This is a genomic window from Luteibacter anthropi, from assembly GCF_023699965.1.
Lineage (GTDB): Bacteria > Pseudomonadota > Gammaproteobacteria > Xanthomonadales > Rhodanobacteraceae > Luteibacter > Luteibacter anthropi.
The window spans coordinates 4,771,952-4,796,230 of sequence record NZ_CP077072.1 but is presented as its reverse complement, the minus strand read 5'-3'; the positions used below and the strand labels follow the sequence as shown (position 1 = coordinate 4,796,230).

The 24,279-nt window shown below is 64.9% G+C and carries 26 protein-coding genes; 17 read left to right on the top strand and 9 right to left on the bottom strand.

Features of this window, described 5'->3' with window-relative positions:
- Nucleotides 1-74: 74 nt before the first annotated feature.
- On the bottom strand, nt 75-527 hold the full coding sequence (locus tag KR767_RS20535) for an organic hydroperoxide resistance protein (protein WP_166946985.1): 453 nt from the start codon (nt 525-527) through the stop codon (nt 75-77).
- A 125-nt stretch (nt 528-652) separates the two neighbouring features.
- Entirely contained in the window at nt 653-1,225 is a 573-nt protein-coding gene (locus KR767_RS20530) for a C40 family peptidase (RefSeq protein ID WP_250877607.1), read from the bottom strand.
- Between the two features lie 132 nt (nt 1,226-1,357).
- On the opposite strand from KR767_RS20530, the gene KR767_RS20525 reads away from it, so the two are divergent.
- The 3 genes from KR767_RS20525 (at nt 1,358) to hutG (ending at nt 5,066) form a co-directional block, all read left to right on the top strand.
- Entirely contained in the window at nt 1,358-2,617 is a 1,260-nt protein-coding gene (locus tag KR767_RS20525) for an NAD(P)/FAD-dependent oxidoreductase (RefSeq protein WP_166946984.1), read from the top strand.
- Between the two features lie 293 nt (nt 2,618-2,910).
- Nucleotides 2,911-4,272, top strand: a complete 1,362-nt coding sequence (gorA, locus tag KR767_RS20520) for a glutathione-disulfide reductase (protein ID WP_250877606.1) — start codon at nt 2,911-2,913, stop codon at nt 4,270-4,272.
- 17 nt (nt 4,273-4,289) lie between these two features.
- Complete coding sequence (gene hutG, locus KR767_RS20515; RefSeq protein WP_166946982.1) at nt 4,290-5,066, top strand: N-formylglutamate deformylase; 777 nt, start codon at nt 4,290-4,292, stop codon at nt 5,064-5,066.
- A 72-nt stretch (nt 5,067-5,138) separates the two neighbouring features.
- On the opposite strand, the gene KR767_RS20510 is transcribed toward hutG, so the two are convergent.
- Genes KR767_RS20510 through asnS form a run of 6 tightly spaced genes read right to left on the bottom strand, consistent with a single transcriptional unit; the run spans nt 5,139 to nt 10,395 of the window.
- Nucleotides 5,139-5,561 (bottom strand): RidA family protein, encoded by a 423-nt coding sequence (locus tag KR767_RS20510; protein ID WP_250877605.1) that lies wholly within the window; start codon nt 5,559-5,561, stop codon nt 5,139-5,141.
- Entirely contained in the window at nt 5,551-7,002 is a 1,452-nt protein-coding gene (locus tag KR767_RS20505) for an aldehyde dehydrogenase (protein ID WP_250877604.1), read from the bottom strand. The genes KR767_RS20510 and KR767_RS20505 overlap by 11 nt, the downstream gene beginning before the upstream one ends.
- A 12-nt stretch (nt 7,003-7,014) precedes the next feature.
- The gene (locus KR767_RS20500; RefSeq protein ID WP_250877603.1) at nt 7,015-7,803 is read right to left on the bottom strand and encodes an SDR family oxidoreductase; all 789 of its coding nucleotides are present in this window, start codon (nt 7,801-7,803) and stop codon (nt 7,015-7,017) included.
- Nucleotides 7,804-7,830: 27 nt separating this feature from the next.
- Nucleotides 7,831-8,163 (bottom strand): hypothetical protein, encoded by a 333-nt coding sequence (locus tag KR767_RS20495; protein WP_166946978.1) that lies wholly within the window; start codon nt 8,161-8,163, stop codon nt 7,831-7,833.
- Between the two features lie 7 nt (nt 8,164-8,170).
- Nucleotides 8,171-8,974 carry a MalM family protein gene (locus tag KR767_RS20490; protein ID WP_166946977.1) on the bottom strand — a complete coding sequence of 268 codons (804 nt, stop codon included), beginning with the start codon at nt 8,972-8,974 and terminating at the stop codon, nt 8,171-8,173.
- 17 nt (nt 8,975-8,991) lie between these two features.
- Complete coding sequence (gene asnS / locus KR767_RS20485; RefSeq protein ID WP_166946976.1) at nt 8,992-10,395, bottom strand: asparagine--tRNA ligase; 1,404 nt, start codon at nt 10,393-10,395, stop codon at nt 8,992-8,994.
- 120 nt (nt 10,396-10,515) lie between these two features.
- Between asnS and KR767_RS20480 the strand changes: the two genes are divergently transcribed.
- From KR767_RS20480 to radA, 8 genes are all read left to right on the top strand, one after another.
- On the top strand, nt 10,516-10,842 hold the full coding sequence (locus KR767_RS20480; RefSeq protein WP_166946975.1) for a HesB/IscA family protein: 327 nt from the start codon (nt 10,516-10,518) through the stop codon (nt 10,840-10,842).
- Between the two features lie 257 nt (nt 10,843-11,099).
- Nucleotides 11,100-11,507 (top strand): 30S ribosomal protein S6, encoded by a 408-nt coding sequence (gene rpsF, locus KR767_RS20475; RefSeq protein WP_166946974.1) that lies wholly within the window; start codon nt 11,100-11,102, stop codon nt 11,505-11,507.
- A gap of 17 nt (nt 11,508-11,524) precedes the next feature.
- Complete coding sequence (gene rpsR / locus KR767_RS20470) at nt 11,525-11,755, top strand: 30S ribosomal protein S18 (RefSeq protein WP_166946973.1); 231 nt, start codon at nt 11,525-11,527, stop codon at nt 11,753-11,755.
- Between the two features lie 110 nt (nt 11,756-11,865).
- Nucleotides 11,866-12,312, top strand: coding sequence for a 50S ribosomal protein L9 (gene rplI / locus KR767_RS20465; RefSeq protein ID WP_166946972.1), 447 nt, complete (start codon nt 11,866-11,868; stop codon nt 12,310-12,312).
- Nucleotides 12,313-12,533: 221 nt separating this feature from the next.
- Nucleotides 12,534-13,958 carry a replicative DNA helicase gene (locus KR767_RS20460; RefSeq protein WP_166946971.1) on the top strand — a complete coding sequence of 475 codons (1,425 nt, stop codon included), beginning with the start codon at nt 12,534-12,536 and terminating at the stop codon, nt 13,956-13,958.
- A gap of 191 nt (nt 13,959-14,149) precedes the next feature.
- Complete coding sequence (locus KR767_RS20455; RefSeq protein WP_425602710.1) at nt 14,150-15,115, top strand: CsgG/HfaB family protein; 966 nt, start codon at nt 14,150-14,152, stop codon at nt 15,113-15,115.
- A gap of 102 nt (nt 15,116-15,217) precedes the next feature.
- The gene (gene alr / locus KR767_RS20450) at nt 15,218-16,306 is read left to right on the top strand and encodes an alanine racemase (RefSeq protein ID WP_250877602.1); all 1,089 of its coding nucleotides are present in this window, start codon (nt 15,218-15,220) and stop codon (nt 16,304-16,306) included.
- A 69-nt stretch (nt 16,307-16,375) separates the two neighbouring features.
- Complete coding sequence (radA, locus tag KR767_RS20445; RefSeq protein WP_250877601.1) at nt 16,376-17,764, top strand: DNA repair protein RadA; 1,389 nt, start codon at nt 16,376-16,378, stop codon at nt 17,762-17,764.
- A gap of 224 nt (nt 17,765-17,988) precedes the next feature.
- Here radA and KR767_RS20440 read toward each other — a convergent pair whose 3' ends face one another.
- Nucleotides 17,989-18,786: a cytochrome C assembly family protein gene (locus KR767_RS20440; protein ID WP_166946967.1), complete on the bottom strand. Its 798-nt coding sequence runs from the start codon at nt 18,784-18,786 to the stop codon at nt 17,989-17,991.
- Between the two features lie 285 nt (nt 18,787-19,071).
- Between KR767_RS20440 and ffh the strand changes: the two genes are divergently transcribed.
- From ffh to KR767_RS20410, 6 genes are all read left to right on the top strand, one after another.
- On the top strand, nt 19,072-20,451 hold the full coding sequence (gene ffh, locus KR767_RS20435; RefSeq protein ID WP_250877600.1) for a signal recognition particle protein: 1,380 nt from the start codon (nt 19,072-19,074) through the stop codon (nt 20,449-20,451).
- A 128-nt stretch (nt 20,452-20,579) separates the two neighbouring features.
- Nucleotides 20,580-20,831 (top strand): 30S ribosomal protein S16, encoded by a 252-nt coding sequence (gene rpsP, locus KR767_RS20430; protein ID WP_166699047.1) that lies wholly within the window; start codon nt 20,580-20,582, stop codon nt 20,829-20,831.
- Complete coding sequence (gene rimM, locus KR767_RS20425; RefSeq protein ID WP_250877599.1) at nt 20,831-21,346, top strand: ribosome maturation factor RimM; 516 nt, start codon at nt 20,831-20,833, stop codon at nt 21,344-21,346. Before rpsP ends, rimM begins: the two co-directional genes overlap by 1 nt.
- Nucleotides 21,347-21,365: 19 nt before the next feature.
- Entirely contained in the window at nt 21,366-22,148 is a 783-nt protein-coding gene (trmD, locus tag KR767_RS20420) for a tRNA (guanosine(37)-N1)-methyltransferase TrmD (protein WP_250877598.1), read from the top strand.
- A gap of 10 nt (nt 22,149-22,158) precedes the next feature.
- A complete protein-coding gene (rplS, locus tag KR767_RS20415; RefSeq protein WP_166946963.1) occupies nt 22,159-22,563 on the top strand; it encodes a 50S ribosomal protein L19 in 405 nt (134 codons plus the stop codon).
- Nucleotides 22,564-22,693: 130 nt separating this feature from the next.
- A complete protein-coding gene (locus tag KR767_RS20410) occupies nt 22,694-24,079 on the top strand; it encodes a class II fumarate hydratase (protein WP_250877597.1) in 1,386 nt (461 codons plus the stop codon).
- The last annotated feature ends 200 nt before the right edge of the window (nt 24,080-24,279 follow it).

The window sequence follows — 24,279 nt, the reverse complement described above, 5'->3', positions numbered from 1 at the left end:
GCATCGCGGCTGCGATTCATAAACGAACGGCGCCCAGTGGGCGCCGTCCTGACCTAGCGAAGCGGCGAAGGGGCTTACGCCACGGCCTTGCCGTTCACCGACACGTCCACGTCCACATTGCCGCGCGTGGCGTGCGAGTACGGGCAGACGTCGTGGTGGGCGGTCTTCACGATGTCCTGGGCCACGGCGTCGTCCACACCCGGCAGGCTCACTTCGAGCTTGACCTGGATTGCGAAGCCCGAGCCCTCGCGCGGACCGATACCCACGCTGCTGGCGACCGAGGCGCCGTCGACGTTCACCTTCTTCTGGCTTGCGACGAAGCGCACGGCGCCTTCGAAGCAGGCGGCGTAGCCGGCGGCGAAGAGCTGCTCCGGGTTGCTGCCGCCACCGGCGCCGCCCATTTCCTTCGGCAGGCGCAGCTGCAGGTCGATCAGGCCGTCGTCGCTCTTGACGTGACCTTCGCGACCACCGGCGACCTTGGCGTGGGCGGTGTAGACGATCTTCTGCACTTTCGAGAGGTTGCTCATGTCGTGATCCTTTGTCGTCAGGGGAAGAAGGCATCGGCGGCTGCCGGGCCATGGGGATATATAAGCACGCAATTAAATCGCGTGCAATCTAATTGGCGCACAAAACACTCGTCGTTGCCAACCATTCAGTTAAGGACGCGACGTCCGTAGACGAAGTTGTCCTTCCAGTAGGCGCCGTCGAGGGTGTCGAGTCGTACCGTACCGCCCGAGTTGGGCGCGTGAACGAAGCGGCCCTTGCCGACGTAGACGCCGACATGGGTGACGTGGCTGCGTCCGAAGAAAACGAGATCGCCGCTGGCGAGATCCGTTTCGCGGATCTTGGGCTTGTCGAGCGCGGCCATTTCCGCCGAGGTGCGCGGCAGACGCACGCCGGTGGACGTGAGGTAGATGTAATTGATGAGGCCGCTGCAATCGAAACCGCCCGCAGGGGTGTTGCCGCCCCAGCGATAAGGCGTGCCGACCAGGCCGATGGCGCGGAACAGCACATCGTTGGCCGCATCGGCCGGCGGGGCGAGGGCGGGCTTGGTCGACCAGTTCAGGTTCTTGGCCAGGGGCACGGCCGAAGCGGGGTTGTTGCGCTGGGAGGACGAGGGGCGATGCGGACTGCTGCCACACGCGGCCAGCAGCACCACGCCGGTGGCCAGGGTCAGGGTGCGGAGGTGGCGTAGCGTGTGGTGAGGCATCGTTGAGGCGCGCATCGGCGTTTCCCCTGTCAGGATCGGCACTGGGAGGTTATCAAATCAATGAGTTGCATGGAACACCTCGCAAAGCGCGCGAATTCAGCCTCCGGACAGGCCGCCAGCCGGGGTCCGGCCCGTTAAACTGGGCGGATGGATAGATCCCGAAGCGACGTACTGGTCATGGGCGGCGGCGTGATCGGCCTGGCCTGTGCGCTCTACCTGCTCAAGGCCGGTGCCTCCGTCCGCGTGCTCGAACAGGGGCTGCCCGGCAACGGCAGCTCCCATGGCAACTGCGGCACGATCACCCCCAGCCATGCGGGGCCCCTGACCATGCCGGGCATGGTGGGCACCGCCTTGCGTTCGCTGTTCCGGCGAGATGCGCCGCTCTATGTGAATCCGCGGCCGGACCCGGCTCGCGCGGCGTGGCTGATGGGCTTTGCCCGGCGTTGTACCTGGCGGGATTACCAGCAGGCCGGCGAGGCGCGTGGCGCCATCCTGGCGCGCTCCCGGGCATTGCTGGGCGACCTGATTGCCAACGATGGCCTGTCCTGCGAGTTCGAGGAGGTGGGCGAGCTTTACGCCTATCGCAGCCGGCGCACGATGGACGAGGATCGGGCCCACGTGGATCTGCTGCGTCGCCTTGGCATGGATGTCCGCGTGCTGGGGGCTGATGACGTGCTGGCCCAGGAGCCCGCACTGCGCGAAGGCGTGGTCGGTGGCCTCCTGCATCCGGGCGACGCGCGCCTGCGACCGGATCGTTACGTGGCCGAGCTGGCACGCCGGGTGAGGGAGCTGGGCGGTGCGATCGAGACGGGTGCCCGCGTGGACGAGTTTGTCTTCGATGGCCCACGTGTATCGCATGTGCGCACCACGGGTGGCGTGTTCAGCGGCGAGCGCGTGGTGATGGCGCTGGGTGCATGGTCGCCGCTGATCGGTCGCCTGCTCGACATCCGCCTGCCGATGCAGCCGGGCAAGGGCTATTCGCTCACGTGGGAGCAGCCGCCCGAGCGGCCACCGCATCACTCGCTTGTGCTGCGCGATGCGGCCGTGTGCGTCACCCCGTGGGCGTCGGGTTATCGCCTGGGCAGCACGATGGAGTTTTCCGGTTTTGCCGAAGGCTTGAACGAGATCCGTCTCGGCGCGCTTCGTCGTGCGGCGGCCACGTACCTGCATGAGCCCGAAGGCCGGGGCGAGGTCACGCCGTGGTGGGGCTGGCGTCCGATGAGCGTGGACGAGGTGCCGATCATCGGGCCGAGTACGCGCTGGTCCAATCTCACCTATGCCACGGCGCACGGCATGCTGGGCATCAGCATGTCGGCGGCCACGGGAGAGCTGGTGGCGAGCCTGTTGGCCGGCCCTGCGCCTGCGCTGGACCCGACGCCGTATTCGCCGGGGCGTTTCGGGCTTTGATAGTAGGTGGTTTGTGGGCATCGCTCCGGACCGGTCGCGCGCCTTGCGCGCGACCGGTCCAGGGCGTAACCCACAGCCCGCATTTACGAAACGCGCAACACATTGTAGGAGCGCGCCTTGCGCGCGACCGGTCCAGGGCGTAACCCACAGCCCGCATTTACGAAACGCGCAACACATTGCAGGAGCGCGCCTTGCGCGCGACCGGTCGAAAGCGACACCCACGGCCCCGCATTTACGAAACACACATCGTATTTGCTAGGGTGACAAGCATCCCCATTCCCCAGGAGCGATGCATGACCGTGGAAGCCTTCGACCTCATCGTGATCGGCGGCGGCTCAGGAGGCCTCGCCACCGCCATCCGGGCTTCGAAGCACGGCGCAAAAGTCGCGCTGCTCGAACCGAAGGATCTGGGAGGCACCTGCGTCAATGTCGGCTGCGTGCCGAAAAAGGCGATGTGGTACGCCGCGCAGATGGCCGAGGCGCAGTACATCGCGGCGGACTACGGTTTCACCGATCAGCCAGGCAAGCTCGACTGGCCGCGTTTCATCGAGCGTCGGCAGGCATACATCGAGCGCATCCACGTGAGCTACCAGCGCGCCCTCGACAACGGCCACATCACGCTCATTCTCGAAACCGGCCGTTTCCTTGCCCCGGGACACATCCAGGCCGGTGATCGCGAACTGAAGGCATCGCATGTCGTCATCGCCACCGGTTCGTCGGCCAATCGCCTCGACAAGCCCGGTTTCGACCTGGGCATGACATCGGATGGTTTCTTCGATCTCAGGGACTGTCCGCGCCGCACCGCCATCGTCGGCGGCGGCTACATCGCCGTGGAGCTGGCGGGCGTGCTGCGCGCGCTCGGCAGCGACGTGGACATGTACGTGCGTGGCCGCCTCATGGGTGGCTTCGACGAAGAGATGGCCTACGGCCTCGGCGACGAGATGCGCCAGCACGGCATCCGCATCCACTACACCTGCGAGATCGACGCCGTGCACGAGAAGGACGGCGTGTTGCTGCTCGACTGCAATCGTGGCGATCATCCCGGCCCGTACGACGCATTGATCTGGGCCGTCGGGCGCCACGCCAATACGGCGTCGCTGGATATCGGGCGCATCGGCCTGGTCACCGACGAGAACGGTCATGTCCTCATCGACGACTGGCAGAACACCAATGTTCCGGGTGTCTACGCGGTAGGCGACGTGACCCAGCGCCTGGCGCTCACGCCGGTGGCCGTCTCGGCGGGGCGCAAGCTGGCGGACCGGCTTTTCGGCGGCAAGAACGACGCGAAGCTCGACTACGACAACATCCCCAGCGTGGTCTATTCACATCCGCCGCTGGGCACCTGTGGCATGTCGGAAGAGCAGGCACGGGAGCGCTACGGCGCCGACGTGCACCTGTATAAACAATCATTCGTGCCCATGCAGCTTGCGCTGGCGCAGCGGCCCATCACCACCCGCTTCAAGCTCATCTGCGTGGGCGAGGACTCGCGCATCGTCGGCATGCAGATGCTGGGGCCGGGGGTGGACGAGATGCTCCAGGGCTTCGCCGTGGCGATCAAGATGGGCGCACGAAAATCCGACCTGGACGCCACCATCGCCATTCATCCGACGTCGGCAGAGGAAATGGTGCTGCTGGGCGATCGTGTCCCCGGTTGAGGAGTAAAATGGCCGCCATGGACTCCTATACCCTTCATCGCGGCACCGCGCCGCTCCTGGTCAGCCTGCCGCACAACGGCAGCTTCATTCCCAAGGATATCGAGGCGCGGATGAAGCGCCCGGCACGCCGGTCGGCGGACACCGACTGGCACGTCAAGGAACTCTATGCCGTCGCGAAGGGGCTGGGTGCCAGCATCCTCGTGCCGGTGGCGTCGCGCTATGTGATCGATCTCAATCGGCCTTCGGACGGGCACGCGCTGTATCCGGGCCGCAAGGAGACCGGGCTGGTGCCGACGATCCAGTTCGACGGCAGCGATATCTACCGCCCGGGTGCAGAGCCGGATGCGGAAGAAATTGCCGAGCGCGTGAAGCAGTGGTGGAAGCCTTACCACTCGGCGCTGTTCGACGAGCTGCGGCGCCTGCGCAAGAAGCACGGCCGGGCGGTGCTGTGGGAAGGCCACTCCATCCGCAGTCATGTACCGATGCTGTTCGATGGCCGGCTGCCTGATTTCAACCTCGGCACGGCCGATGGAGCCAGCTGCTCGTCGGCCCTGCAGGAGCGCCTGACGACCTTGCTGGGCGAGCAGAACGACTACTCGTGGGTGGCCAACGGTCGCTTCAAGGGCGGCTACATCACGCGACACTATGGCAAGCCCGAAGATGGCATCGATGCCGTGCAGCTGGAGCTGTCCCAGATCAACTACATGGACGAAGACAGCTTCGACTACCTGCCGAAAAAAGCGGCACGCGTACAGGTGCTGATCGAAGCCCTCCTGAAAACCTGCCTCCTGTAGGAGCGCGCCTTGCGCGCGACCGGGGCAGAGGGGTGAGCAACGGCTTCGTAGCGGTCGCGCGCAGGCGCGCTCCTACAGGGGGAGGGCGGCGATGCACTTCAGTTCGATGGCGATGGGGGTTGGCAGGGCGTTGACTTCCACCGTTGTCCGGCAGGCGTCCACGCCCTTGAACGCTTCGGCATAGAGCCGGTTGTAGGTGGCGAAATCGCGCTGCATGTCGGTGAGGAACACCGTGATGTCCACGAGATTCTCCCAGCGCGCACCGCTTGCCTCAAGCACTGCGCGCACGTTGGCGAACACCTGGTGGCACTGCGCTTCGATGTCGTAGGCGATGAGATGGCCGTGGATATCGGTGACGTTGCCGGGAATGCCATTGCTTCCCGGCATGCGCGGGCCGACGCCGGACAGGAACAGCAGGTTGCCGACGCGACGGGCGTGCGGGTACGCGCCGACGGGAGGCGGCGCACGGTCGGCATGGATGATGTCATTGGCCATGGCTGATGCAGACATTCCTGGCTTCGGTGAAGAAACGAAGGGCCTCGAAGCCGCCTTCGCGGCCGACGCCCGACTGCTTGACGCCCCCGAACGGCGTACGCAGGTCGCGAAGCATCCAGCAGTTGACCCATATGATGCCGAATTCAAGTGTTGCCGCGAGGCGATGAGCGCGTGACAGGTTGCTCGTCCACACCGAGGCGGTCAGTCCGTAAGGAGTGCCATTGGCGATGGCCAGCGCCTCGGCCTCGTCATCGAACGGAATCAGGGTGACAACCGGGCCGAAGATCTCTTCCTGGTTCGTGGCCGCTCCCGAGGGAAGGCCTTCGATCACGGTGGGCTCGACGAACCAGCCATCGGCGCAACGGCCATCGACGAGGACCCGGCCGCCGCCGGTGAGGATCGTGCCGCCTTCGGCACGCGCGCGTTCGATGCAGCCGGTGACCTTCTCGAAATGCGCACGGGACACCAGGGCACCCAGATCGCTTCCCGGCACGGACGGATCGCCGACACGCAGTGCGCGGACACGCTCCAGGTAAGCTTCGCGGAAGCGTTCGTAGATGCCCCGCTGGACGAGCAGCCGCGATCCACACAGGCAGATTTCGCCCTGGTTGGCGAAGCCCGAGCGGACGATGGTGGCCATCGACGTGTCGGTGAAGTCGAAATCGTCGAAGACGATGGCCGGGTTCTTGCCACCCAGTTCCAGCGACACCTTTTTCAGTCGTGGCGCCGCGGCGTTGGCGATCGCCACGCCAGTGCGCGTGCTGCCCGTAAAGGAGATGGCCTTGACGCTGTCATGCGTGACGATGGCCTCGCCCACGGCAGGCCCCGTGCCATGCACGATGTTGAACACCCCCGGAGGAAAGCCTGCCTCAGCCGCCAGGGTGCCGAGCAGCCACGCCGTGTACGGCGTGATTTCCGAGGGTTTGGACACCACCGTGTTGCCCGCAGCGAGCGCGGGGGCGACCTTCCACGTGAAAAGGTACAACGGCAGGTTCCACGGGCTGATGCAGCCCACCACGCCAAGAGGCAGGCGCAGCGTGTAATTGATCGCGCCTTGTTCCATGGCATGCGACTCGCCATGCCACTGGCCGATGGCTGCCGCGAAGAAGCGCAGATTGGCAATGGCACGGGGAATGTCGAGCGAGCGGGCGAGGGCGAGCGGCTTGCCGCTGTCCTGCGATTCGGCGGCAGCGAACGTATCGAGGCGGCTTTCAACAAGATCGGCCAGCCGATAAAGGCAGCGCGCGCGATCATCGGCGGGCATACCTGCCCAGCCTGGAGCAGCTTGCGTCGCGGCGGCCACGGCGTCGGCGACGTCGTCGGCATCCGAGTCCGGGCACCGGGCGTAGGCTCTCCCGATGGCCGGATCGACGATGTCGAGGTAACGGCCGCCGCGCGGTGTGCGTGCCTGGCCGTCGATGAGGTTGGCGAGCACGAGCATGCGAGGCGTCCTTCAGTTCAGGCTGCGGGTTCGGCCACCATCCACCGCGATGCTGGTGCCGTTGATGTAGCCGGCCGCGGGGCTGGCGAGGAAGGCGAGCAGGGCGGCGACTTCGGCCGGATCGCCGAATCGCGCTGCCGGCACGCTTGCCAGCAGGCCGCGCTCCACTTCGTCACGCGTGCGTCCCGACTTCACGCTGGCTTCCACCAGGGACTCCAGGCGGTCGGTGCGGGTGTAGCCGGGCAGCACGTTGTTGACGGTGATGCCGTCTGCCGCGACCTCACCCGACAGTGATTTCGCCCAGCCGGCGACGGCTGCGCGGATCGTGTTGGAGACACCGAGATTGGGAATCGGCTCTTTCACCGAGGTGGAAATCACGTTGAGCACGCGACCGTAATGCGCATGGCGCATGCCCGGCAGGCAGGCGCTCGTGACGACCTGTGCGGCGACCAGATGCTGGCGGAACACGTTGAGGAAGGCATCCGGCTCGGCGTTCCACAGCGGACCACCCGGAGGGCCGCCGCTGTTGTTCACCACGATGTGCACGGCGTGATCCTTCACTACGCCGGCCACGACGGCAGCGAGTGCGTCGGTGTCGAGCATGTCGGCGGTGACGTGGTCATGCTGCTGGCCAGCGTGCGTGGCAGGCAGCTCCGCTGCCAGTGCCTTGAGCGCATCGGCCGAGCGGGAGAGCAGGGTGACGCTGGCACCGAGTTGCGCAAGCTCGAAGGCGGTGGCGCGACCGATGCCCTGCGATGCGCCGCAAACGAGCGCGTGACGACCGATGAGGCGAAGATCCATGCGAACTCCCTCGGTAGAAGGGCGTCTTCAGCCCTGTTTTATGGCCCACCACTGTAGTGCCATGGCGGCGAGCCAGCACGGCCATGCAAGCCACGGGGTGCGCCGCCACCAACCCTGCCAGCGCGTGAGCGCCGTGTCGTTGAACAGGGCCGGGGCGTCCGAGCGTAGCACGCGACGGATGCGCAGCCAGTTGGCCAGCCCGTTCGGACGACCGGTGTCGGCCTCGATGATGGTTTTCCACTGATCGGGATAGTGCTTGCGCAGGCGGGCGGCGAAACGCCACTGCGCGATCAGGTGCAGCACGAAGAAGGCGATGGCTCCCAGCAGGAGCAGGAGGTACAGGATGACCGTGGTCTGCATGGCTGGATCAGCCGCCCTTCTCTTTCTTTTGCTTGTCGTCGCCGAGCAGGTCGGTGCTGACGACGTCGCGAAGCGTGGAGATCACGCCATTGCCCTGCGGTGCCTTGGAGCACACCGCGTTGCCGATGGCTTTCTTGTAGGTGTCGTTCTGCATGCCCAGGAACAGCACGCCGTCGGGACCATGCTGGATCTTGAAGCTGCCGGCCGAGTTCATCTTCACCGGCGCCTCGGCCGAGAAGGTGGTGGGCGACTGCTCCCAGTAGGTCTGGCTTTTCTGCTGCTTGGTGGAGGAATACACCACCAGGTAACGCGCCTTCTCGTCGTCCACCTTGAACTTGCCGAACGCGCCGGTTGTTTCGCTGGTCCAGCCGATGTATTCGCACAGCTGGATGTCTTCGGAATGCAGCGGCTGGAAAGCGTCGTCCAGAAGTACCAGGGTGGGCGCGAACAGGTAGCTGGAGCTGAGCCAGCGGCCATTGAGCTCGGACTTCATCGCAATGGTGTACGGCAGCTGCGCACCCTGCGGGAGGCGAAAGGCCAGGAAGTAGCTGCGGTCGCCGTTGAGATTGGCGACCGGGCTGTCCTTGCTGAGTTCGAAGCGCTGCGGCTGCCACGGCAGCATGTCCTGGTAGGACAGGTCGGCGAAGCTGCCGCAGCAGGGCGAGGCGTCGTCCAGCGTCTTGCGCGCCTCGTTGATGCTGCTGCTGGGATTCTCGGGCGGCCGGAAGTTCGGCGGCACGATGGTACGGCAGGCGCCCAGGGTGACCAGGGCGGCGGTGAGCAGGACAATACGGGGGGCGGAAGGGAGCATGGTCTCGTCTTGCGAACTCAGAATTCGGCACTCCCTGCCGCACGGGGATACGGGATGGCGTCGCGGATGTTGGCCAGGCCGCAGACGTATACCAGCAGGCGCTCGAAGCCCAGGCCGAAGCCAGCATGGGGCACGGTGCCATAACGGCGCAGGTCGCGGTACCAGTCGTAGGTCTGCTTGTCGAGGTGGAACTGGTCCATGCGGCGGTCGAGGTAGTCCAGGCGCTCCTCGCGCTGGGCACCGCCGATGATCTCGCCGATGCCCGGGGCCAGCACGTCCATGGCGGCCACGGTCTTGCCGTCGTCGTTGAGCCTCATGTAGAACGCCTTGATCTCCTCGGGGTAGTTCATCACGACCACGGGACGGCCCACATGTTCCTCGGCGAGGTAACGTTCGTGCTCGGTCTGGAGGTCGACACCCCAGGCGACGGCGTGCTCGAACTTCTTGCCCGACTTCTGCAGGATCGTGATGGCATCGGTGTAGTCGATGCGCTCGAACGGCTGGGCGATGAAGTTTTCCAGGCGGGCGATGGCGCCCGGCATCACGCGCTCGTCGAAGAACGCCATGTCGTCCGCGCGCTCATCGAGCACGGCCTTGAAGATGCCCTTCAGGAACAGCTCGGCCAGGTCGGCGATGTCGTTGAGGTCGGCGAAGGCCACCTCGGGCTCCACCATCCAGAACTCGGCCAGGTGGCGGGTGGTGTTGGAGTTTTCGGCGCGGAACGTGGGGCCGAAGGTGTACACCTTGCTCATCGCCATGGCATAGCCTTCGACGTTGAGCTGGCCCGACACGGTGAGGAATGCCTCGCGACCGAAGAAGTCTTTCTTCCAGTCGATGCCGCCCTTGTCGTCACGCGGCAGGTTGGCGAGGTCGAGGGTGGACAGGCGGAACATGTCGCCCGCGCCTTCGGCATCGGAGGTGGTGATGATCGGGGTGTTGATCCAGAAGAAGCCCTGCTCGGTGAGGATGCGGTGGATAGCCGTCATCATCGTGTGGCGCACGCGGGTCACGGCGCCGAACAGGTTGGTGCGCGGGCGCAGGTGGGCGACCTCGCGCAGGAATTCCATGGAGTGCTGCTTGGGCTGAATGGGGTAGGTGAGCGGGTTCTCGACGAAACCGGTGACCTCGAGCTTCGTGGCCTGGATCTCGAAGGCCTGGCCCTTGCCCTGCGAGGGCACCAGCTTGCCGGTGGCGATGACGCCTGCGCCGGCCGAGAGGTGCTTCACCTCGGTCTCATAGTTGGAGAGATCGGCGGTGGCAACCACCTGGATGGGGGCGAAGCACGAGCCGTCGCTCACATTAACGAAGGACAGGCCACCCTTGGACTCGCGCAGGGTGCGGACCCAGCCGCGCACCGTGACTTCCTGATCCGCCGCGGCCGTGCCGCCGGCGAGGGCCTGCTTGACGCTTACCACCGTCATCGATTGAAACTCCAGAAGGGGCGCCCTACATAGGCGCATATGAGCCGACCCGGCATGATAGTGTAATGGTCGGTTGAACGGCACCGTCCGCCGTCTGTACCACGCCCGGAATATGCTTTCATGACCATCCAGATCACCCCCGCCGCCTCCGACCGCATGCGCTCCTTCCTCGCGAAGGCCCCTGAGGCCGTGGGCGTGCGTTTTTCGGTGAAGCGGATGGGCTGCTCGGGTTTCGGGTACGTGGTGGACCTGGCCGGCGCCATCGCTGATGACGACGCGGTGCTGGATCTCGACGGCGTGCGTGTCGTGGTCGACCCCAAGAGCCTGCCCCTGGTTGACGGCACGGTCATCGATTTCGAGCGCCAGGGCCTCAACGCCTCGTTCGTCTTCCACAATCCCAACGCCACGGGCGAATGCGGCTGCGGCGAGTCCTTCACGGTCGCCTGATTCCCCCGGTCGCCGGCCCCTGTAGGAGCGCGCCTTGCGCGCGACCGGCGTGGCAGATACCCGGAATCCACCGCAGCCCCGGTCGCGCGCAGGCGCGCTCCTACAGAAGTAGACAGGCGTTGAGGCAAGGCTTGCCGTAAGCCCCCGTTTCTCCTTACAATGCGCGGCTACCTCTCCATCCGGAGGGGTTTCTTGCCTCACCGGTCACACCCGGGAGGCTGCCATCCCCGAGAGGGGTGCATCCACAAGGAGCCACCATGCGTCATTATGAAGTCGTGTTCCTGGTCCACCCGGACCAGAGCGAACAGGTGCCCGCCATGATCGAGCGTTACAAGACGCTCATCGAAGGCGACAGCGGCAAGATCCACCGTCTCGAAGACTGGGGCCGCCGCCAGCTGGCCTACCCGATCGAGAACCTCGCCAAGGCTCACTACGTGATGCTGAACATCGAGGTTTCCCAGAATGTCCTGAACGAGCTCGAGACGGGTTTCCGTTTCAACGACGCCGTTCTGCGTCACCTGGTCATCCGTCGCGACGAAGCCGACACCGAGCAGTCCTTCATCCTCAAGAGCAAGGAAAAGGACGAGCAGAAGGGTTCGCGTCGCCGTGACGACGATAGCCGCGACAGCGCTGACAACGACAACGATCGCGACAGCGACGACTAATCCGGGGATCTGAAGCCATGTCCAAGTTTTTCCGTCGCCGCAAGTTCTGCCGTTTCACCGCTGAAGGCGTGAAAGAGATCGATTACAAGGATCTCAACACCCTGCGTCAGTACATCACTGAAAACGGCAAGATCGTCCCGAGCCGCATCACCGGTACCAAGGCCCGTTACCAGCGTCAGCTGGCGACCGCTATCAAGCGCGCCCGTTACCTGTCGCTGCTGCCGTACACCGACAACCACGACGTCTGATCCCGTGAAGCCCCTGCTGCAAGGGCAGGGGCTTCATCTCAGGCATTTTCGGACAACCGTCCTGGCTGCGCGGGGCCACTCCCGTGCTAACGAAAGAATAGGAATATCCCATGGAACTCATTCTCCTCGAGAAGGTGAAGAACCTCGGCAACCTCGGCGACAAGGTCACTGTCAAGCCGGGTTACGGTCGTAACTTCCTCCTCCCGACCGGCAAGGCCGCTCGCGCCAACGCCGAGAACATCGCTGCGTTCGAAGCCCGTCGCGCCGAATACGAAGCCAAGGCCAAGGAGCAGCTCTCCGGTGCCGAGGGTCGTGCGGCCAAGCTCGAAGGCGTGGAAGTGACGATCGCCGTGAACGCTTCGCCGGAAGGCAAGCTGTTCGGCTCGGTCACCCCGCGTGATATCGCCGAAGCCCTCACCGCGCAGGGTCAGGAAGTCGACAAGAGCGAAGTCATCCAGAGCGAAGGCCCGTTCCGCAATGTCGGCGAGTTCGAAGTCGTCGTCAGCCTGCACGCCGACGTGCAGCAGACGGTCAAGGTCAAGGTCGTCGGCGCGTAAGCACCGCACCACCGCTGATCCTGAGACGGGCGCCCTGGTGGCGCCCGTTTTCTTTGATGGGTGAGGGAAACCGTCGTTCCAGCGAAAGCTGGAACCCAGCGCCCAAGTTCCCGGTTTTTGTGAACACGTCACATCGGCCCTTCGTTTCACGCCCAGCCCGCGTATCATCGTCCTCACGCCACCCCGTCCCGGGCCGGCGCCTGCTGCAAACGAGGTAATCCATGTCCTTCAATCCCGAGCGTGGTGAGCGGGGCGAGCGCGGTGAGCGCCGCCGTCGTCGCGAACCTTCGGCCATCGACGCGTTGCGCGTGCCGCCTCATTCCATCGAGGCTGAGCAGGCGGTGCTCGGCGGTCTCATGTTGTCGCCGGATTCGCTGGACAAGGTGGCCGACAAACTTACGGACGAGGATTTCTACCGTCGCGATCATCGCCTGATCTGGCGCGCGATCAACGAGCTGGCCAGCAAGGGCATGCCCTGCGACGCCATCACGCTGGGCGAGTGGTTCCTCTCCAACGACATGGACGAAATGGTGGGCGGTGCCGCCTACCTGATCGAGCTGGCGAACTCGACGCCCAGTGCCGCGAATATTGCGGCCTATGGCGACATCGTTCGTGAGAAGTCCGTGCTGCGGCAGCTGATCGACGCAGGCACCTCCATCACGGAAGATGGCTTCCGCCCGGAAGGCAAGAGTGTGCAGGAGGTGATGGAGCTCGCCGAGCAGCGCGTGTTCCGCATCGCGGAATCCGGTGCGCGCGGCAAGAAAGATATCGTGTCCATGCGCGAGGCCGTGGGCGAGGCTTTCCGCCAGCTCTCCGAGCGCTACGAAAAGCGTGGTCAGCTCACCGGTTTGTCGACGGGCTTTACCGATCTCGACGAACTGACCTCGGGCCTGCAGCCATCCGATCTCATCATCGTGGCAGCGCGTCCGTCGATGGGTAAGACAGCCTTCGCGCTGAATCTCGCCGAAGCTGCCGCCATGCGCGGGAAGAAGGCGGTAGCCGTGTTCTCCATGGAAATGTCGGCGTCGCAGCTGGCCTTCCGATTGATTTCATCGCTGGGCCGCATTCATGCGCAGCATCTGCGTAACGGCGACCTTGCGGAAGAAGACTGGCCGCGCGTCACCTCGGCGATCACCATGCTGTCCGATGCAAAGATCTTCATCGATGACACGCCCGCGATGTCGCCCGTGGAAATGCGCTCGCGCTCGCGCCGTCTCCAGCGTGAGCATGGCCTGGGCCTCATCGTGATCGACTACCTCCAGCTCATGCAGGTGCCGGGTCACAGCGAAAACCGCGCGACGGAAATCTCGGAGATTTCCCGTGGCCTCAAGGCGCTGGCGAAAGAGCTGAACGTGCCGGTGATCGCGCTGTCGCAGCTCAACCGCTCGCTGGAGCAGCGCGCGGACAAGCGCCCGATGATGTCCGATCTTCGTGAATCCGGCGCTATCGAGCAGGATGCGGACGTGATCATGTTCATCTACCGCGACGAGTACTACAACAAGGAATCGCCGGACAAGGGCCTCGCCGAAATCATCATCGGCAAGCAGCGTAACGGCCCGACGGATACCGTGAAGCTGGCCTTCCTTGGTCACTACACGAAGTTCGAGAACTGGGCGCCCGATTCGTACGTCGGCAGCTTCGAGTAACGCCTTGCAGTCATACATCCCGTCTATGGCTGACTGAGATAATCCGCGAAATCCTGCAGCATTTTCAGACTAGTCCTATGTAGTTCGTAGCACCCCAGTCGCTAGCATGCCTGCCTCTTGCGTCGCCTCTCTCCGGAGCGCCCGTACGGGGACAGGCATGACTCAGCGGGCGGACAGGACAGGGACTCATCATGGATTTTTCCATCAGGACCGCGGCTATCACGGCCGTGGCGGTCGGTTGCACCTTCATGCTGGCCGCATGCGACGCTTCGAACCCCTTGGTCAAGCAGGGGCAGCGCGACCGGGAAGCAAAAGAAGCACAGATTCCACACTGCTCGAAGAAGCTCGGCAGCCTTTCGGTCGTGGAGCCCGAAGGCAGCGTTCACTGGTGGACGCAGCAGCAGCTGCCTTCGCCCACGAAGCTCATCAAGGTGTTCGTCTCCAAATCCGGGTGTTTCACGCTGGTGGATCGCGGCATGGGCATGAATGCCGCGATGCGCGAGCGTGACCTGGCCGCGGGCGGTGAACTGCGCGGCGGTTCGAACCTCGGCAAAGGCCAGATCAAGGCGGCCGACTATGTGATGGTTCCCGATCTGGTTGCCAGCAACCGTGATGCAGGCGGTGGTGGCATCGGTGCACTCGCCCAGGGGCTCGTCGGTGGGACGACAGGTAAGCTGCTAGGTTCGATCAATATCAATTCCAAGACGGCCGATGTCGTTCTTACCGTTACGGACGTGCGCTCGTCGGAGCAGGTAGCGATGACGGAAGGGCATGGCGAAAAGCACGACATCGGCTTTGGCGCCCAGGGATCCTTCTGGGGCACCTCGGGTCTCGGTGCTGCGGGCGTGGGCGCATACGCCAACACCACGCAAGGCCAGGTCATCACGCTGGCCTATCTCGATGCCTACACGAAGCTGGTCACCGAGCTCGGCGGTCTGCCGACGAATGCCTCCGCGGCCAACAGTCGACAGACGGGGGCGATGCGGGTGGCCTCGCGCATGACGGCAGCGCCCACGGGGGGTGCGGTGGTGCGTTCGCTGGAGCCGGGGATGATGGTCTATCCCACGGGCAATCGCTCGGGCCTGATGTGGGAAGTGGACGACGAGCATGGCAATCGTGGCTGGGTCTCGTCGGAGAACTTCGACCTCGCACGCTGATGCCGTTATGGCGGACGGGCCGCCGTCCGCCATATTCGCGCCATGCGATGGCCCGCTGGTTGCGGCTAGACTGGGCCGTCATTCGCAAGAACCCGGTTGTCCATGAGTCGTACCACTGTCGCCACCATTCATATGGGCGCCTTGCGCCATAACCTTGCCAGGGTGCGCAAGCTCGCAGGCGACGCGAAAGTCATGGCGGTCGTGAAGGCCGATGCATACGGTCACGGCCTCGAACGCGTGGCACGTGCGCTGGATGCCGATGCAGAAGCCTTCGCCGTGGCCGCCATCGCCGATGGCCTGCGCCTTCGTGCGGCAGGGCACAAACAGCGCATCGTGGTGCTGTCGGGGCCGGACACGCCCTCCGACATCGCTGAAATGCAGCGCCTGCAACTGGACGCATTGATCCATCACGACGAGCAGTTGCCCTGGCTGGCGAAGGCCGATCCCGTGCGGGGGCGCTTGCGCGTCTGGGTCAAGATCGATACGGGCATGCACAGGCTGGGTTTTGCACCGGACCGGGCCCGCGAGGTGCATGCTGCGCTGCGCGCGATGCCGGCCGTGGATGACGAGGTCGGCCTGATGACGCATTTCGCGTCGTCCGAGGACTTTCAGGGCGAAGACACCGCCTTGCAGATCGCACGCTTTCGTGAAGTTACCGAAGGCTTGTCCGGCCCGCGCGCGCTTTCCAACTCCGCGGCCGTGCTCGGCTGGCCGGATGCGCGGGCCGACTGGGTGCGGACGGGCGGCATTCTCTACGGTCTTTCCGTGGTCGATGGGAAATCAGGTGCGGATTTCGGCTTTCGTCCGGCGATGACGCTTACCACCCGCCTGGTGGCGATCAATCGTCTCGCCAGAGGCGAGCGTGTCGGCTACAACGGCACCTACGAGTGCCCTGAGGACATGGCCGTTGGCGTGGCCGCCATCGGCTATGGCGACGGTTATCCGCGCAGCGCCGCCATCGGCACGCCGGTGCTGGTCAACGGGCTGCGGGCATCCATCGTGGGTCGCGTTTCAATGGATCTCATCACGATCGACCTGCGCAACGTGCCCGCGGCACGGGTGGGCGACCGCGTGACGCTATGGGGCGAAGGCCTGCCGGTCGAGACCGTGGCAGCGGCGGCGGGTACCATCTCCTATGACCTCACCTGTGGCATGACGCGGCGCGTACTCTTCGTCGAAGACGAAAGCTAGGCTGCGTATCGCTTCCTGCGACGGCGACAGGGTATATAGCTTCCTTTCGATCGATCGACGGAATATCCGATGGCCAAGGCGAAAACCGCCTATGTCTGCACCCAATGCGGTGCGGAACACAGCAAATGGCAGGGCCAGTGCGCCGAATGTGGCGAGTGGAATGTCCTTTCCGAATTCGTGGTGCAGCCTGCACGCCCGGCCGCGGCCTCCGCGGGGGCGAAGCGTGGCGGCTACGCGGGCGCGGCTGCCGGCGCGCCAAGGATCACGCCGCTCACGGAAGTGCTGCTCACGGCCGAGGCGCGCACGCATACGGGTATCGGCGAGCTCGATCGCGTGCTGGGTGGCGGCCTAGTCGATGGTTCGGTGGTGCTTATCGGTGGCGATCCGGGTATCGGCAAATCCACCCTGCTGCTGCAAATGCTCGGCACGCTGGGCGTGGCGCTGCCCAGTCTCTATGTGACGGGCGAGGAATCCCTGGCCCAGGTGGCCGGCCGTGCTCAGCGCCTCGACCTGCCGCTCGGCCCCCTGCACGCCCTGGCGGAGACCTGCATCGAGCGCATCCTGGAACAGGCAGCTTCCGCGCGCCCGCGGGTGCTGGTCATTGATTCGATCCAGACGATCTGGACCGAGCTGCTCACGGCGGCGCCGGGTTCCGTCAGCCAGGTGCGCGAGTCGGCGGCCAAGCTCACCCGTTTTGCCAAGGAAACGGGTACGTCGGTCTTCCTCGTGGGACATGTGACGAAGGAGGGCGGTATCGCCGGCCCGCGCGTGCTCGAGCATATGGTCGATGCGGTGCTGTACTTCGAGGGCGAATCCGGTAGTCGTTTCCGTGTGCTGCGTGCCTTCAAGAACCGTTTCGGCGCAGTGAACGAGCTGGGTGTGTTCGCCATGTCGGAAAAGGGCCTGCGGGAAGTCCCCAATCCGTCCGCGATCTTCCTTTCCGCGCATTCCGGGCCTACGCCGGGCAGTGCGGTGATGGTGACGCGCGAGGGTACGCGTCCGCTGCTGGTGGAAGTGCAGGCCCTGGTGGACCAGTCGTCGCTGGGCAATCCGCGTCGCGTGGTGCTGGGCCTTGAGCAGAATCGCCTTGCGATGCTTCTGGCCGTGCTGCATCGGCATGGCGGTGTGGCGGCCTATGACCAGGACGTTTTCGTCAACGTGGTGGGGGGCATCCGGGTGCAGGAGACGGCGTCGGATGTGCCGGTGCTGATGGCGGTGCTGTCGAGCCTGCGTGATCGTCCGTTGCCGGAGAAGACGATTGCCTTTGGTGAGGTGGGCCTGTCAGGCGAGATCCGTCCCGTGCCCAATGGCGAAGAGCGCCTGAAAGAAGCGGCGACGCATGGTTTTCGCCGTGCAGTGGTTCCGGCCGCCAACGCGCCGAAGAGGGGCAAGGTGGGCGATATGGAGGTGATTGGCGTGGAGCGGCTGTCGCAGGCGATTGATGCGAGCCGGGAGTAGGTAGGGTGGTTTTGGGATGGGGCTATTCGTTGTGCCTGCGGCTGTTCACCTGCCTGGAGCGGTCGCGCGCAAGGCGCGCTCCTACAGGGGAGGGGCTTTTGTAGGGCGCGCGCGGCGGCTTTTGTAGGAGCGCGCCTCGCGCGCGACCGGTCGAAGCGATTGCCCCCGGATCACGCGTTGCAGACGAATCAGCGGAGTGAAAGCGAAACCGCCATCACAACAGCCTAAGGTGTCCGATGCAGAATCAGCTCCAGCACCATCTTCGTGCCGAAGAACGCCAGCAGCAGGATGCCCATGCCGATCAGGGTGAGGTTCACCGCGCGAATGCCGCGCCAGCCATGACGCCAGCGGCCCCACAGCAGCACCCCGAACACCACCCAGGCCAGGATGGAAAGCACCGTCTTGTGCACGAGGTGCTGGCTGAACAGGTTGCCCACGAACAGGGCGCCGGTAATCAGGGTAAGCGTGAGCAGCACGAAGCCCGCACCGATCAGCCGGAACAGTAGTACTTCGGTGAGGGTGAGCGGGGGCAGGGCGCGCAGCCAGTGGCCGAAGCGGCTGCGGCGCAGGGCGCGCTCCTGGATCGCCAGCAGGATCGCCAGTGCGGCAGCGATGGAGAGGATGCCGAAGGCGAACACGGCGATGGTGACGTGCAGCTCGATCTGCCAGCTCATGGCCTCCGGCGCGGTGCGCGGTGCCAGGAAGGCATCGATGGCCAGGAAGGCGGCCGACAGCGGGAAAATCAGGATGCCCAGGCCCGCCACGGGGCGCGAAAGGTTCACCACCAGGGTTAGCGCCGAGGCGATCCAGGCCACCAGCGACAGGGCTGCGAAGAAGTGCAGGTCGAGCGTGCCGCGATGGGCGCTCAGCAACACTGCAGCATGCGCGAGCGCCGCCAGGCCGGCCAGGGTCATGCCGATACGGGCAAGCGGTTGCGCCCCCGTGACCAGCGGCCGCGCGAGCACGCCCGCGGAACACAGGTAGAGGACGATAGCGGCCAGCGAGAGGGCGGTGACGGTCATGGACGCGCAGTGTGGCATAGCGGCCAGGTATCGTGAATGCGACACAGTGGCATTTCCTCCGTCCCCCCTGCACCTGATCGCCGACCACAATGCATCGCCTTGCCTTGTAGGAGCGCGCCTCGCGCGCGACCAGGCAGGGCAAAGAGCCTGTTCTGTAGCTGACGACAGACGCCATTGGCCCATGCGCACCGCCGGGGGCGGGAACCTCTCGCTCCGGCCGGTCGCGCGCAGGGCGCGCTCCTACAGCTATAATCTGGCGTTTTCGCAGCTTATTGCCTGGTCGCCATGTTTGAATCGCTCAGCCAACGCCTCTCCGACACCGTCAACCGCCTGCGTGGTCGTGGCCGGCTGACCGAGGAAAACATCCGCGAAACCCTCCGCGAGGTCCGCATCGCCCTGCTCGAGGCCGACGTGGCCCTGCCGGTGGTGAAGGCGCTGGTCGAGCGCGTGAAGGTGCGTGCCGTCGGCCAGGAGGTGCTGAAGAGCCTGTCGCCGGGCCAGGCGCTGGTGAAGGTCGTCAGTGACGAACTCACCGCCGTCATGGGTGCCGCCAACAGCGAACTGAACCTCGCTGCCCAGCCGCCTGCCGTGGTCCTCATGGCCGGCCTGCAGGGTGCGGGCAAGACCACCACGGTCGGCAAGCTCGCCCGCTTCCTCAAGGAGCGCAAGAAGAAGCGCGTGATGGTGGTCAGCTGCGACGTCTACCGTCCGGCCGCCATCGAGCAGCTGCGCACGCTGGCCTCGCAGGTCGAGGTGTCGTTCTTCCCCTCGGAAGCCGGCCAGGACCCCGTGGAAATCGCCAGGGCCGCCGTGGCGGCCGCCCGTCGCGAAGTGATCGACGTGCTGCTGGTGGATACCGCCGGCCGCCTGCATATCGACGAAGCGATGATGCAGGAGATCAAGTCCCTGCATGCCGCCATCGACCCGATCGAAACCCTGTTCGTCGTCGACTCGATGACCGGCCAGGATGCCGCGAACGTCGCCAAGGCCTTCTCCGACGAATTGCCGCTCACCGGCGTGGTGCTCACCAAGACCGACGGTGACGCCCGTGGCGGTGCCGCCTTGTCGGTGCGCTATATCACCGGTCGCCCCATCAAGTTCCTGGGCGCGGGCGAGAAGTCCGACGCGCTGGAGCCGTTCCATCCGGATCGCGTGGCGCAGCGCATCCTCGGCATGGGCGACGTCCTGTCGCTGGTCGAGGAAGTGGAGCGCAAGGTCGACCAGGAAAAAGCCCAGAAGCTGGCCGAGAAGGTCATCAAGGGCAAGCGCTTTGATCTCAACGATATGCGGGATCAGCTCGAGCAGATGAACAACATGGGCGGCCTTGCCGGTCTCATGGACAAGCTGCCTGGCATGTCGAGCATCCCTGACAGCGTGAAATCCAAGGTCAACGACGGCGAACTGAAGAAGATGGTCGCCATCATCGGCTCGATGACCAAGAAGGAGCGCCGTCACCCGGATCTCCTGAACGGCTCGCGCAAGGCTCGTGTGGCCCGCGGTTCGGGCACCCAGCCGGCCGATGTGAATCGTCTGCTGAAGCAGTACATGCAGATGGAAAAGATGATGTCCAAGCTGTCCAAGGGCGGCAGCAAGGGCCTTCTGCGCCAGATGCGTGGCGCCATGAAGGGCATGGGCGGCATGGGTGGGATGATGCCGCCGCGCTGATCGCGCCCTTCGGGGCGTCCGCCCAACCCCTTGACGCACCACACACCGACCCCTAAAATTCACCGCTTTACCGCGCCCGCTTCTCGCGCGCGCCTTGCCGATATCCGGCATTCTGGAGCTCGTAACTTATGGTTAAGATTCGTCTTTCGCGCGGTGGCGCCAAGGGCCGTCCGTTTTATCACGTCGTCGTGACCGACCAGCGCGCTCCGCGCGACGGTCGCAACATCGAGCGCGTGGGCTACTACAACCCGGTCGCTTCGGGCGCCGACAAGCGTCTCGAGCTCGACGTCGCCAAGGTCCAGGCCTGGGTCGCCAAGGGTGCGCAGCTGACCGACAAGGTCCGCGCTCTCGTGAAGGAAGCCGGCAAGCTGGCAGCTTGATGTCGACAGGGTCCGTCAAGCGCGTCCGCGTAGGACGCATTGTCGGGCTCCATGGCGTGCAGGGGCAGGTCAAGCTAGAAAGCTGGACCGAGCCCCGCATCCAGATCTTCCGTTACCAGCCCTGGCTGCTCACCGCGCCGGGTATGGAACGGGAGATGAGCGGAATCCGCGGGCACGCGCAGGGCAAGGGCATCGTTGCCTCCCTGCCGGGTGTCGAGGATCGCGACCAGGCGGCAACCTTGGTCGGCTGCGAGATCACGGTCTCGCGCGATGCACTGCCGCCGCCCGCACCCGGCGAGTTCTACTGGACAGACCTCGAAAGCCTCGAGGTGGTGACCACGGAAAGCGTCCATCTTGGTCGGGTGAGCCATCTGTTTTCCACCGGCGCCAACGACGTCATGGTGGTAAAGGATGGCGACAGGGAGCGACTGGTTCCGTTCGTCCAGGGCCCTTACGTGCATTCGGTCGATTTCGACGCTGGGCGCATCGTGGTGGACTGGGATCCCGAGTTCTGAACGGCGGCTGCTGAAGATCATGCGTATCGATGTGGTGTCGCTGTTTCCCGATTTCGTCCGCCAGTCGGCCGCGATCGGAGTGGTAGGAAGGGCGCAGCAGCGTGAGCTGCTCCAGGTGGAAGCCTGGAACCCGCGCGATTTCGCCACTGATAATTACCGCACCGTGGATGGCCGCCCGTTTGGTGGCGGACCAGGCATGGTGATGCTGATCGAGCCCTTGCGAGCCACGCTCGCGGCGATTCGAGAAGCGGCACCGGAACCGGTGCATGTTATTTACCTCAGCCCCCAGGGCGAAAGGTTGACGCAGAAAAAGGCGGAAGCGCTGGCGAAAATGCCGCGAATTGCCCTGGTCTGCGGACGTTACGAGGGTGTGGATGAACGCCTGATCGAGCACGAGGTCGACGAAGAGCTTTCAATCGGCGATTATGTGCTGTCTGGCGGAGAGCTCGGCGCAGCGGTGGTTATCGATGCGGTGGGTCGTCTGCAGGAAGGCGCGTTGAACGACGTGCAGTCCGCCCAGCAGGATTCGTTCTCGGACGGTCTTCTGGATTGCCCGCATTACACCCGTCCCGTGCATCACGATGCGTGGGGCGGCGTGCCGGAGGTGCTGCTTTCCGGCGATCACGCGGCTATTCGCCGCTGGCGTCGCAAGCAGTCGCTGGGTCGTACCTGGCTACGCCGGCCGGACCTACTAACGCAGCGTGCACTCGATGATGAATCGCGGGCATTGCTGGATGAATTCCGCCGTGAGTATGCACGGCCAAACGGAGCGGCCGGTAACGACCGCTGCAACACAAATTGACAGGTGCGTCATGAACAAACTCCTCCAACAGTTCGAAGCCGAGCAGATCATCCGCCAGCTGCCGGATTTCGGCCCTGGCGACACCGTGGTCGTGAATGTGAAGGTGAAGGAAGGTAACCGCGAGCGCGTCCAGGCGTTCGAGGGCATCGTCATCGCCAAGCGCAGCCGCGGTCTGCACTCCGCCTTCACCGTGCGCAAGATCTCGCACGGCACCGGCGTCGAGCGCGTGTTCCAGTCCCACAGCCGTGCCATCGACTCGGTCGAAGTCAAGCGCAAGGGCAAGGTCCGCGGCGCGAAGCTGTACTACCTGCGTGGTCTGGAAGGCAAGGCTGCCCGCATCAAGGAAGACGTGGCCGCCGCCGCTGCCGCCAAGGCCGCGAAGAAGGCTGCTGCCGCGACTGCCGCCGCCGAATAATCCGGCCGGAAGCATCGCTTCAAACGAAAGCCCGCGAGCGATCGCGGGCTTTTCGTTTTTCCCGGCCCCGCCTGTCAAAGCGCTCCGACAGGCCTTACCTTAGGGAAATCCCCCCACCGGAGTTCCCCGCATGAGCAAGTTCCGCACCGAACGCGACAGCATGGGCGAGTTGAAGGTACCCGCCAAGGCACTTTATGGCGCCCAGACCCAGCGGGCGGTGGACAACTTCCCCATTTCCGGCCTGGCCATGCCGCGCGAGTTCATCCGTGCACTGGGCCTCATCAAGTCGGCGGCGGCAGAGGCGAACGTCAAGCTGGGGCATCTCGACAAGGCAGCCGCCAAGGCGATTCGCGAGGCGGCGGCGAAGGTGGCAACCGGGGAGGTCGATGAGCATTTCCCTATCGATGTCTTCCAGACCGGTTCGGGCACCAGCTCGAACATGAATGCCAACGAGGTGATTGCCCACCTCGCCGAGGCGGCCGGCAGCAAGGTGCATCCGAACGATCACGTCAACGCCGGGCAGAGCTCCAACGACGTCATTCCCACGGCCATCCTGGTGAGCGCAACGCTGGCCACCAGCGAGAAGCTGCTGCCGGCGCTGAAGCATCTGCGCAAGACGATCGACACGCGGGCCAAGGAGCTGAAGAAGGTCGTCAAGACTGGCCGCACCCATCTCATGGACGCCATGCCGATCACCTTTGGCCAGGAATTGTCCGGCTGGTCGGCACAGATCGAAGCTGCGGAAGAGCGCATCGGCGACACGCTGAAGCGCACGCGTCGCCTGCCGCAGGGTGGCAGCGCCGTGGGTACCGGCATCAATGCCGATCCGAAGTTCGGTCCCGCCGTGGCGGTGGAGCTGACGAAGCTCACGGGCGTGAAGTTCGAGTCGTCCGACAATTATTTTGCCGGCATGGCGGCACAGGACGCTCCCGTGGAGTTGTCCGGTCAGTTGCGCGCGCTGGCGGTGGCCGTGATGAAGATTTCCAACGACCTGCGCTGGATGAATTCCGGCCCGCTGGCGGGCCTGGGCGAGATCGAGCTGCCGGCCTTGCAGCCGGGCTCGTCGATCATGCCGGGCAAGGTGAATCCGGTGGTTCCCGAGGCGGCCACGATGGTCGCGGCGCAGGTCATCGGCAACGACGCGACCATCGCCATCGGTGGGCAGTCAGGCAATTTCCAGCTCAATGTCATGCTGCCGGTGATTGCCTACAACCTGTTGCAGTCGATCGAGATCCTGGCGAACGTGTGTGTGCTGCTCGCCGACAAGGCCATCGCCGGTTTCAAGGTGAACGAGGATCGCGTGCGCGAGGCGCTGGACAAGAATCCGATCCTGGTCACGGCCCTGAATCCCGTCATCGGCTACGAAAAGGGTGCGGCCACGGCCAAGCAGGCCTACAAGGAGAAGCGCCCCATCCTCGACGTGGCCCTCGAAACCACGGGCCTTTCGAAGGCCGAGCTGGCAAAGCTGCTCGACCCCTCCACCCTCACCAAGGGCGGCATCCACGGCGGCAGCTAAACCCCTTCTGTAGGAGCGCGCCTGCGCGCGACCGGTAGTTGCGGAACGATGGATTCATTCGCGACAACCGGTCGCGCGCAGGCGCGCTCCTACAGGTGGGAGTGTTATCGACGTTGCCTCTCCGGTAGCGGAGCGTCGGGTCACGGTCGAGCGCAAGGCGCGCTCCTGCATTGGGCGGTGTCGGCGGCGATCAGCCTGTG

Excerpts from the sequence above, each read along its gene's own strand:
- KR767_RS20535 (WP_166946985.1), bottom strand. The coding sequence starts at position 527 with ATGAGCAACCTCTCGAAAGTGCAGAAGATCGTCTACACCGCCCACGCC.
- KR767_RS20530 (WP_250877607.1), bottom strand. The coding sequence starts at position 1,225 with ATGCGCGCCTCAACGATGCCTCACCACACGCTACGCCACCTCCGCACC.
- KR767_RS20525 (WP_166946984.1), top strand. The coding sequence starts at position 1,358 with ATGGATAGATCCCGAAGCGACGTACTGGTCATGGGCGGCGGCGTGATC.
- gorA (WP_250877606.1), top strand. The coding sequence starts at position 2,911 with ATGACCGTGGAAGCCTTCGACCTCATCGTGATCGGCGGCGGCTCAGGA.
- hutG (WP_166946982.1), top strand. The coding sequence starts at position 4,290 with ATGGACTCCTATACCCTTCATCGCGGCACCGCGCCGCTCCTGGTCAGC.
- KR767_RS20510 (WP_250877605.1), bottom strand. The coding sequence starts at position 5,561 with ATGGCCAATGACATCATCCATGCCGACCGTGCGCCGCCTCCCGTCGGC.
- KR767_RS20505 (WP_250877604.1), bottom strand. The coding sequence starts at position 7,002 with ATGCTCGTGCTCGCCAACCTCATCGACGGCCAGGCACGCACACCGCGC.
- KR767_RS20500 (WP_250877603.1), bottom strand. The coding sequence starts at position 7,803 with ATGGATCTTCGCCTCATCGGTCGTCACGCGCTCGTTTGCGGCGCATCG.
- KR767_RS20495 (WP_166946978.1), bottom strand. The coding sequence starts at position 8,163 with ATGCAGACCACGGTCATCCTGTACCTCCTGCTCCTGCTGGGAGCCATC.
- KR767_RS20490 (WP_166946977.1), bottom strand. The coding sequence starts at position 8,974 with ATGCTCCCTTCCGCCCCCCGTATTGTCCTGCTCACCGCCGCCCTGGTC.
- asnS (WP_166946976.1), bottom strand. The coding sequence starts at position 10,395 with ATGACGGTGGTAAGCGTCAAGCAGGCCCTCGCCGGCGGCACGGCCGCG.
- KR767_RS20480 (WP_166946975.1), top strand. The coding sequence starts at position 10,516 with ATGACCATCCAGATCACCCCCGCCGCCTCCGACCGCATGCGCTCCTTC.
- rpsF (WP_166946974.1), top strand. The coding sequence starts at position 11,100 with ATGCGTCATTATGAAGTCGTGTTCCTGGTCCACCCGGACCAGAGCGAA.
- rpsR (WP_166946973.1), top strand. The coding sequence starts at position 11,525 with ATGTCCAAGTTTTTCCGTCGCCGCAAGTTCTGCCGTTTCACCGCTGAA.
- rplI (WP_166946972.1), top strand. The coding sequence starts at position 11,866 with ATGGAACTCATTCTCCTCGAGAAGGTGAAGAACCTCGGCAACCTCGGC.
- KR767_RS20460 (WP_166946971.1), top strand. The coding sequence starts at position 12,534 with ATGTCCTTCAATCCCGAGCGTGGTGAGCGGGGCGAGCGCGGTGAGCGC.
- KR767_RS20455 (WP_425602710.1), top strand. The coding sequence starts at position 14,150 with ATGGATTTTTCCATCAGGACCGCGGCTATCACGGCCGTGGCGGTCGGT.
- alr (WP_250877602.1), top strand. The coding sequence starts at position 15,218 with ATGAGTCGTACCACTGTCGCCACCATTCATATGGGCGCCTTGCGCCAT.
- radA (WP_250877601.1), top strand. The coding sequence starts at position 16,376 with ATGGCCAAGGCGAAAACCGCCTATGTCTGCACCCAATGCGGTGCGGAA.
- KR767_RS20440 (WP_166946967.1), bottom strand. The coding sequence starts at position 18,786 with ATGACCGTCACCGCCCTCTCGCTGGCCGCTATCGTCCTCTACCTGTGT.
- ffh (WP_250877600.1), top strand. The coding sequence starts at position 19,072 with ATGTTTGAATCGCTCAGCCAACGCCTCTCCGACACCGTCAACCGCCTG.
- rpsP (WP_166699047.1), top strand. The coding sequence starts at position 20,580 with ATGGTTAAGATTCGTCTTTCGCGCGGTGGCGCCAAGGGCCGTCCGTTT.
- rimM (WP_250877599.1), top strand. The coding sequence starts at position 20,831 with ATGTCGACAGGGTCCGTCAAGCGCGTCCGCGTAGGACGCATTGTCGGG.
- trmD (WP_250877598.1), top strand. The coding sequence starts at position 21,366 with ATGCGTATCGATGTGGTGTCGCTGTTTCCCGATTTCGTCCGCCAGTCG.
- rplS (WP_166946963.1), top strand. The coding sequence starts at position 22,159 with ATGAACAAACTCCTCCAACAGTTCGAAGCCGAGCAGATCATCCGCCAG.
- KR767_RS20410 (WP_250877597.1), top strand. The coding sequence starts at position 22,694 with ATGAGCAAGTTCCGCACCGAACGCGACAGCATGGGCGAGTTGAAGGTA.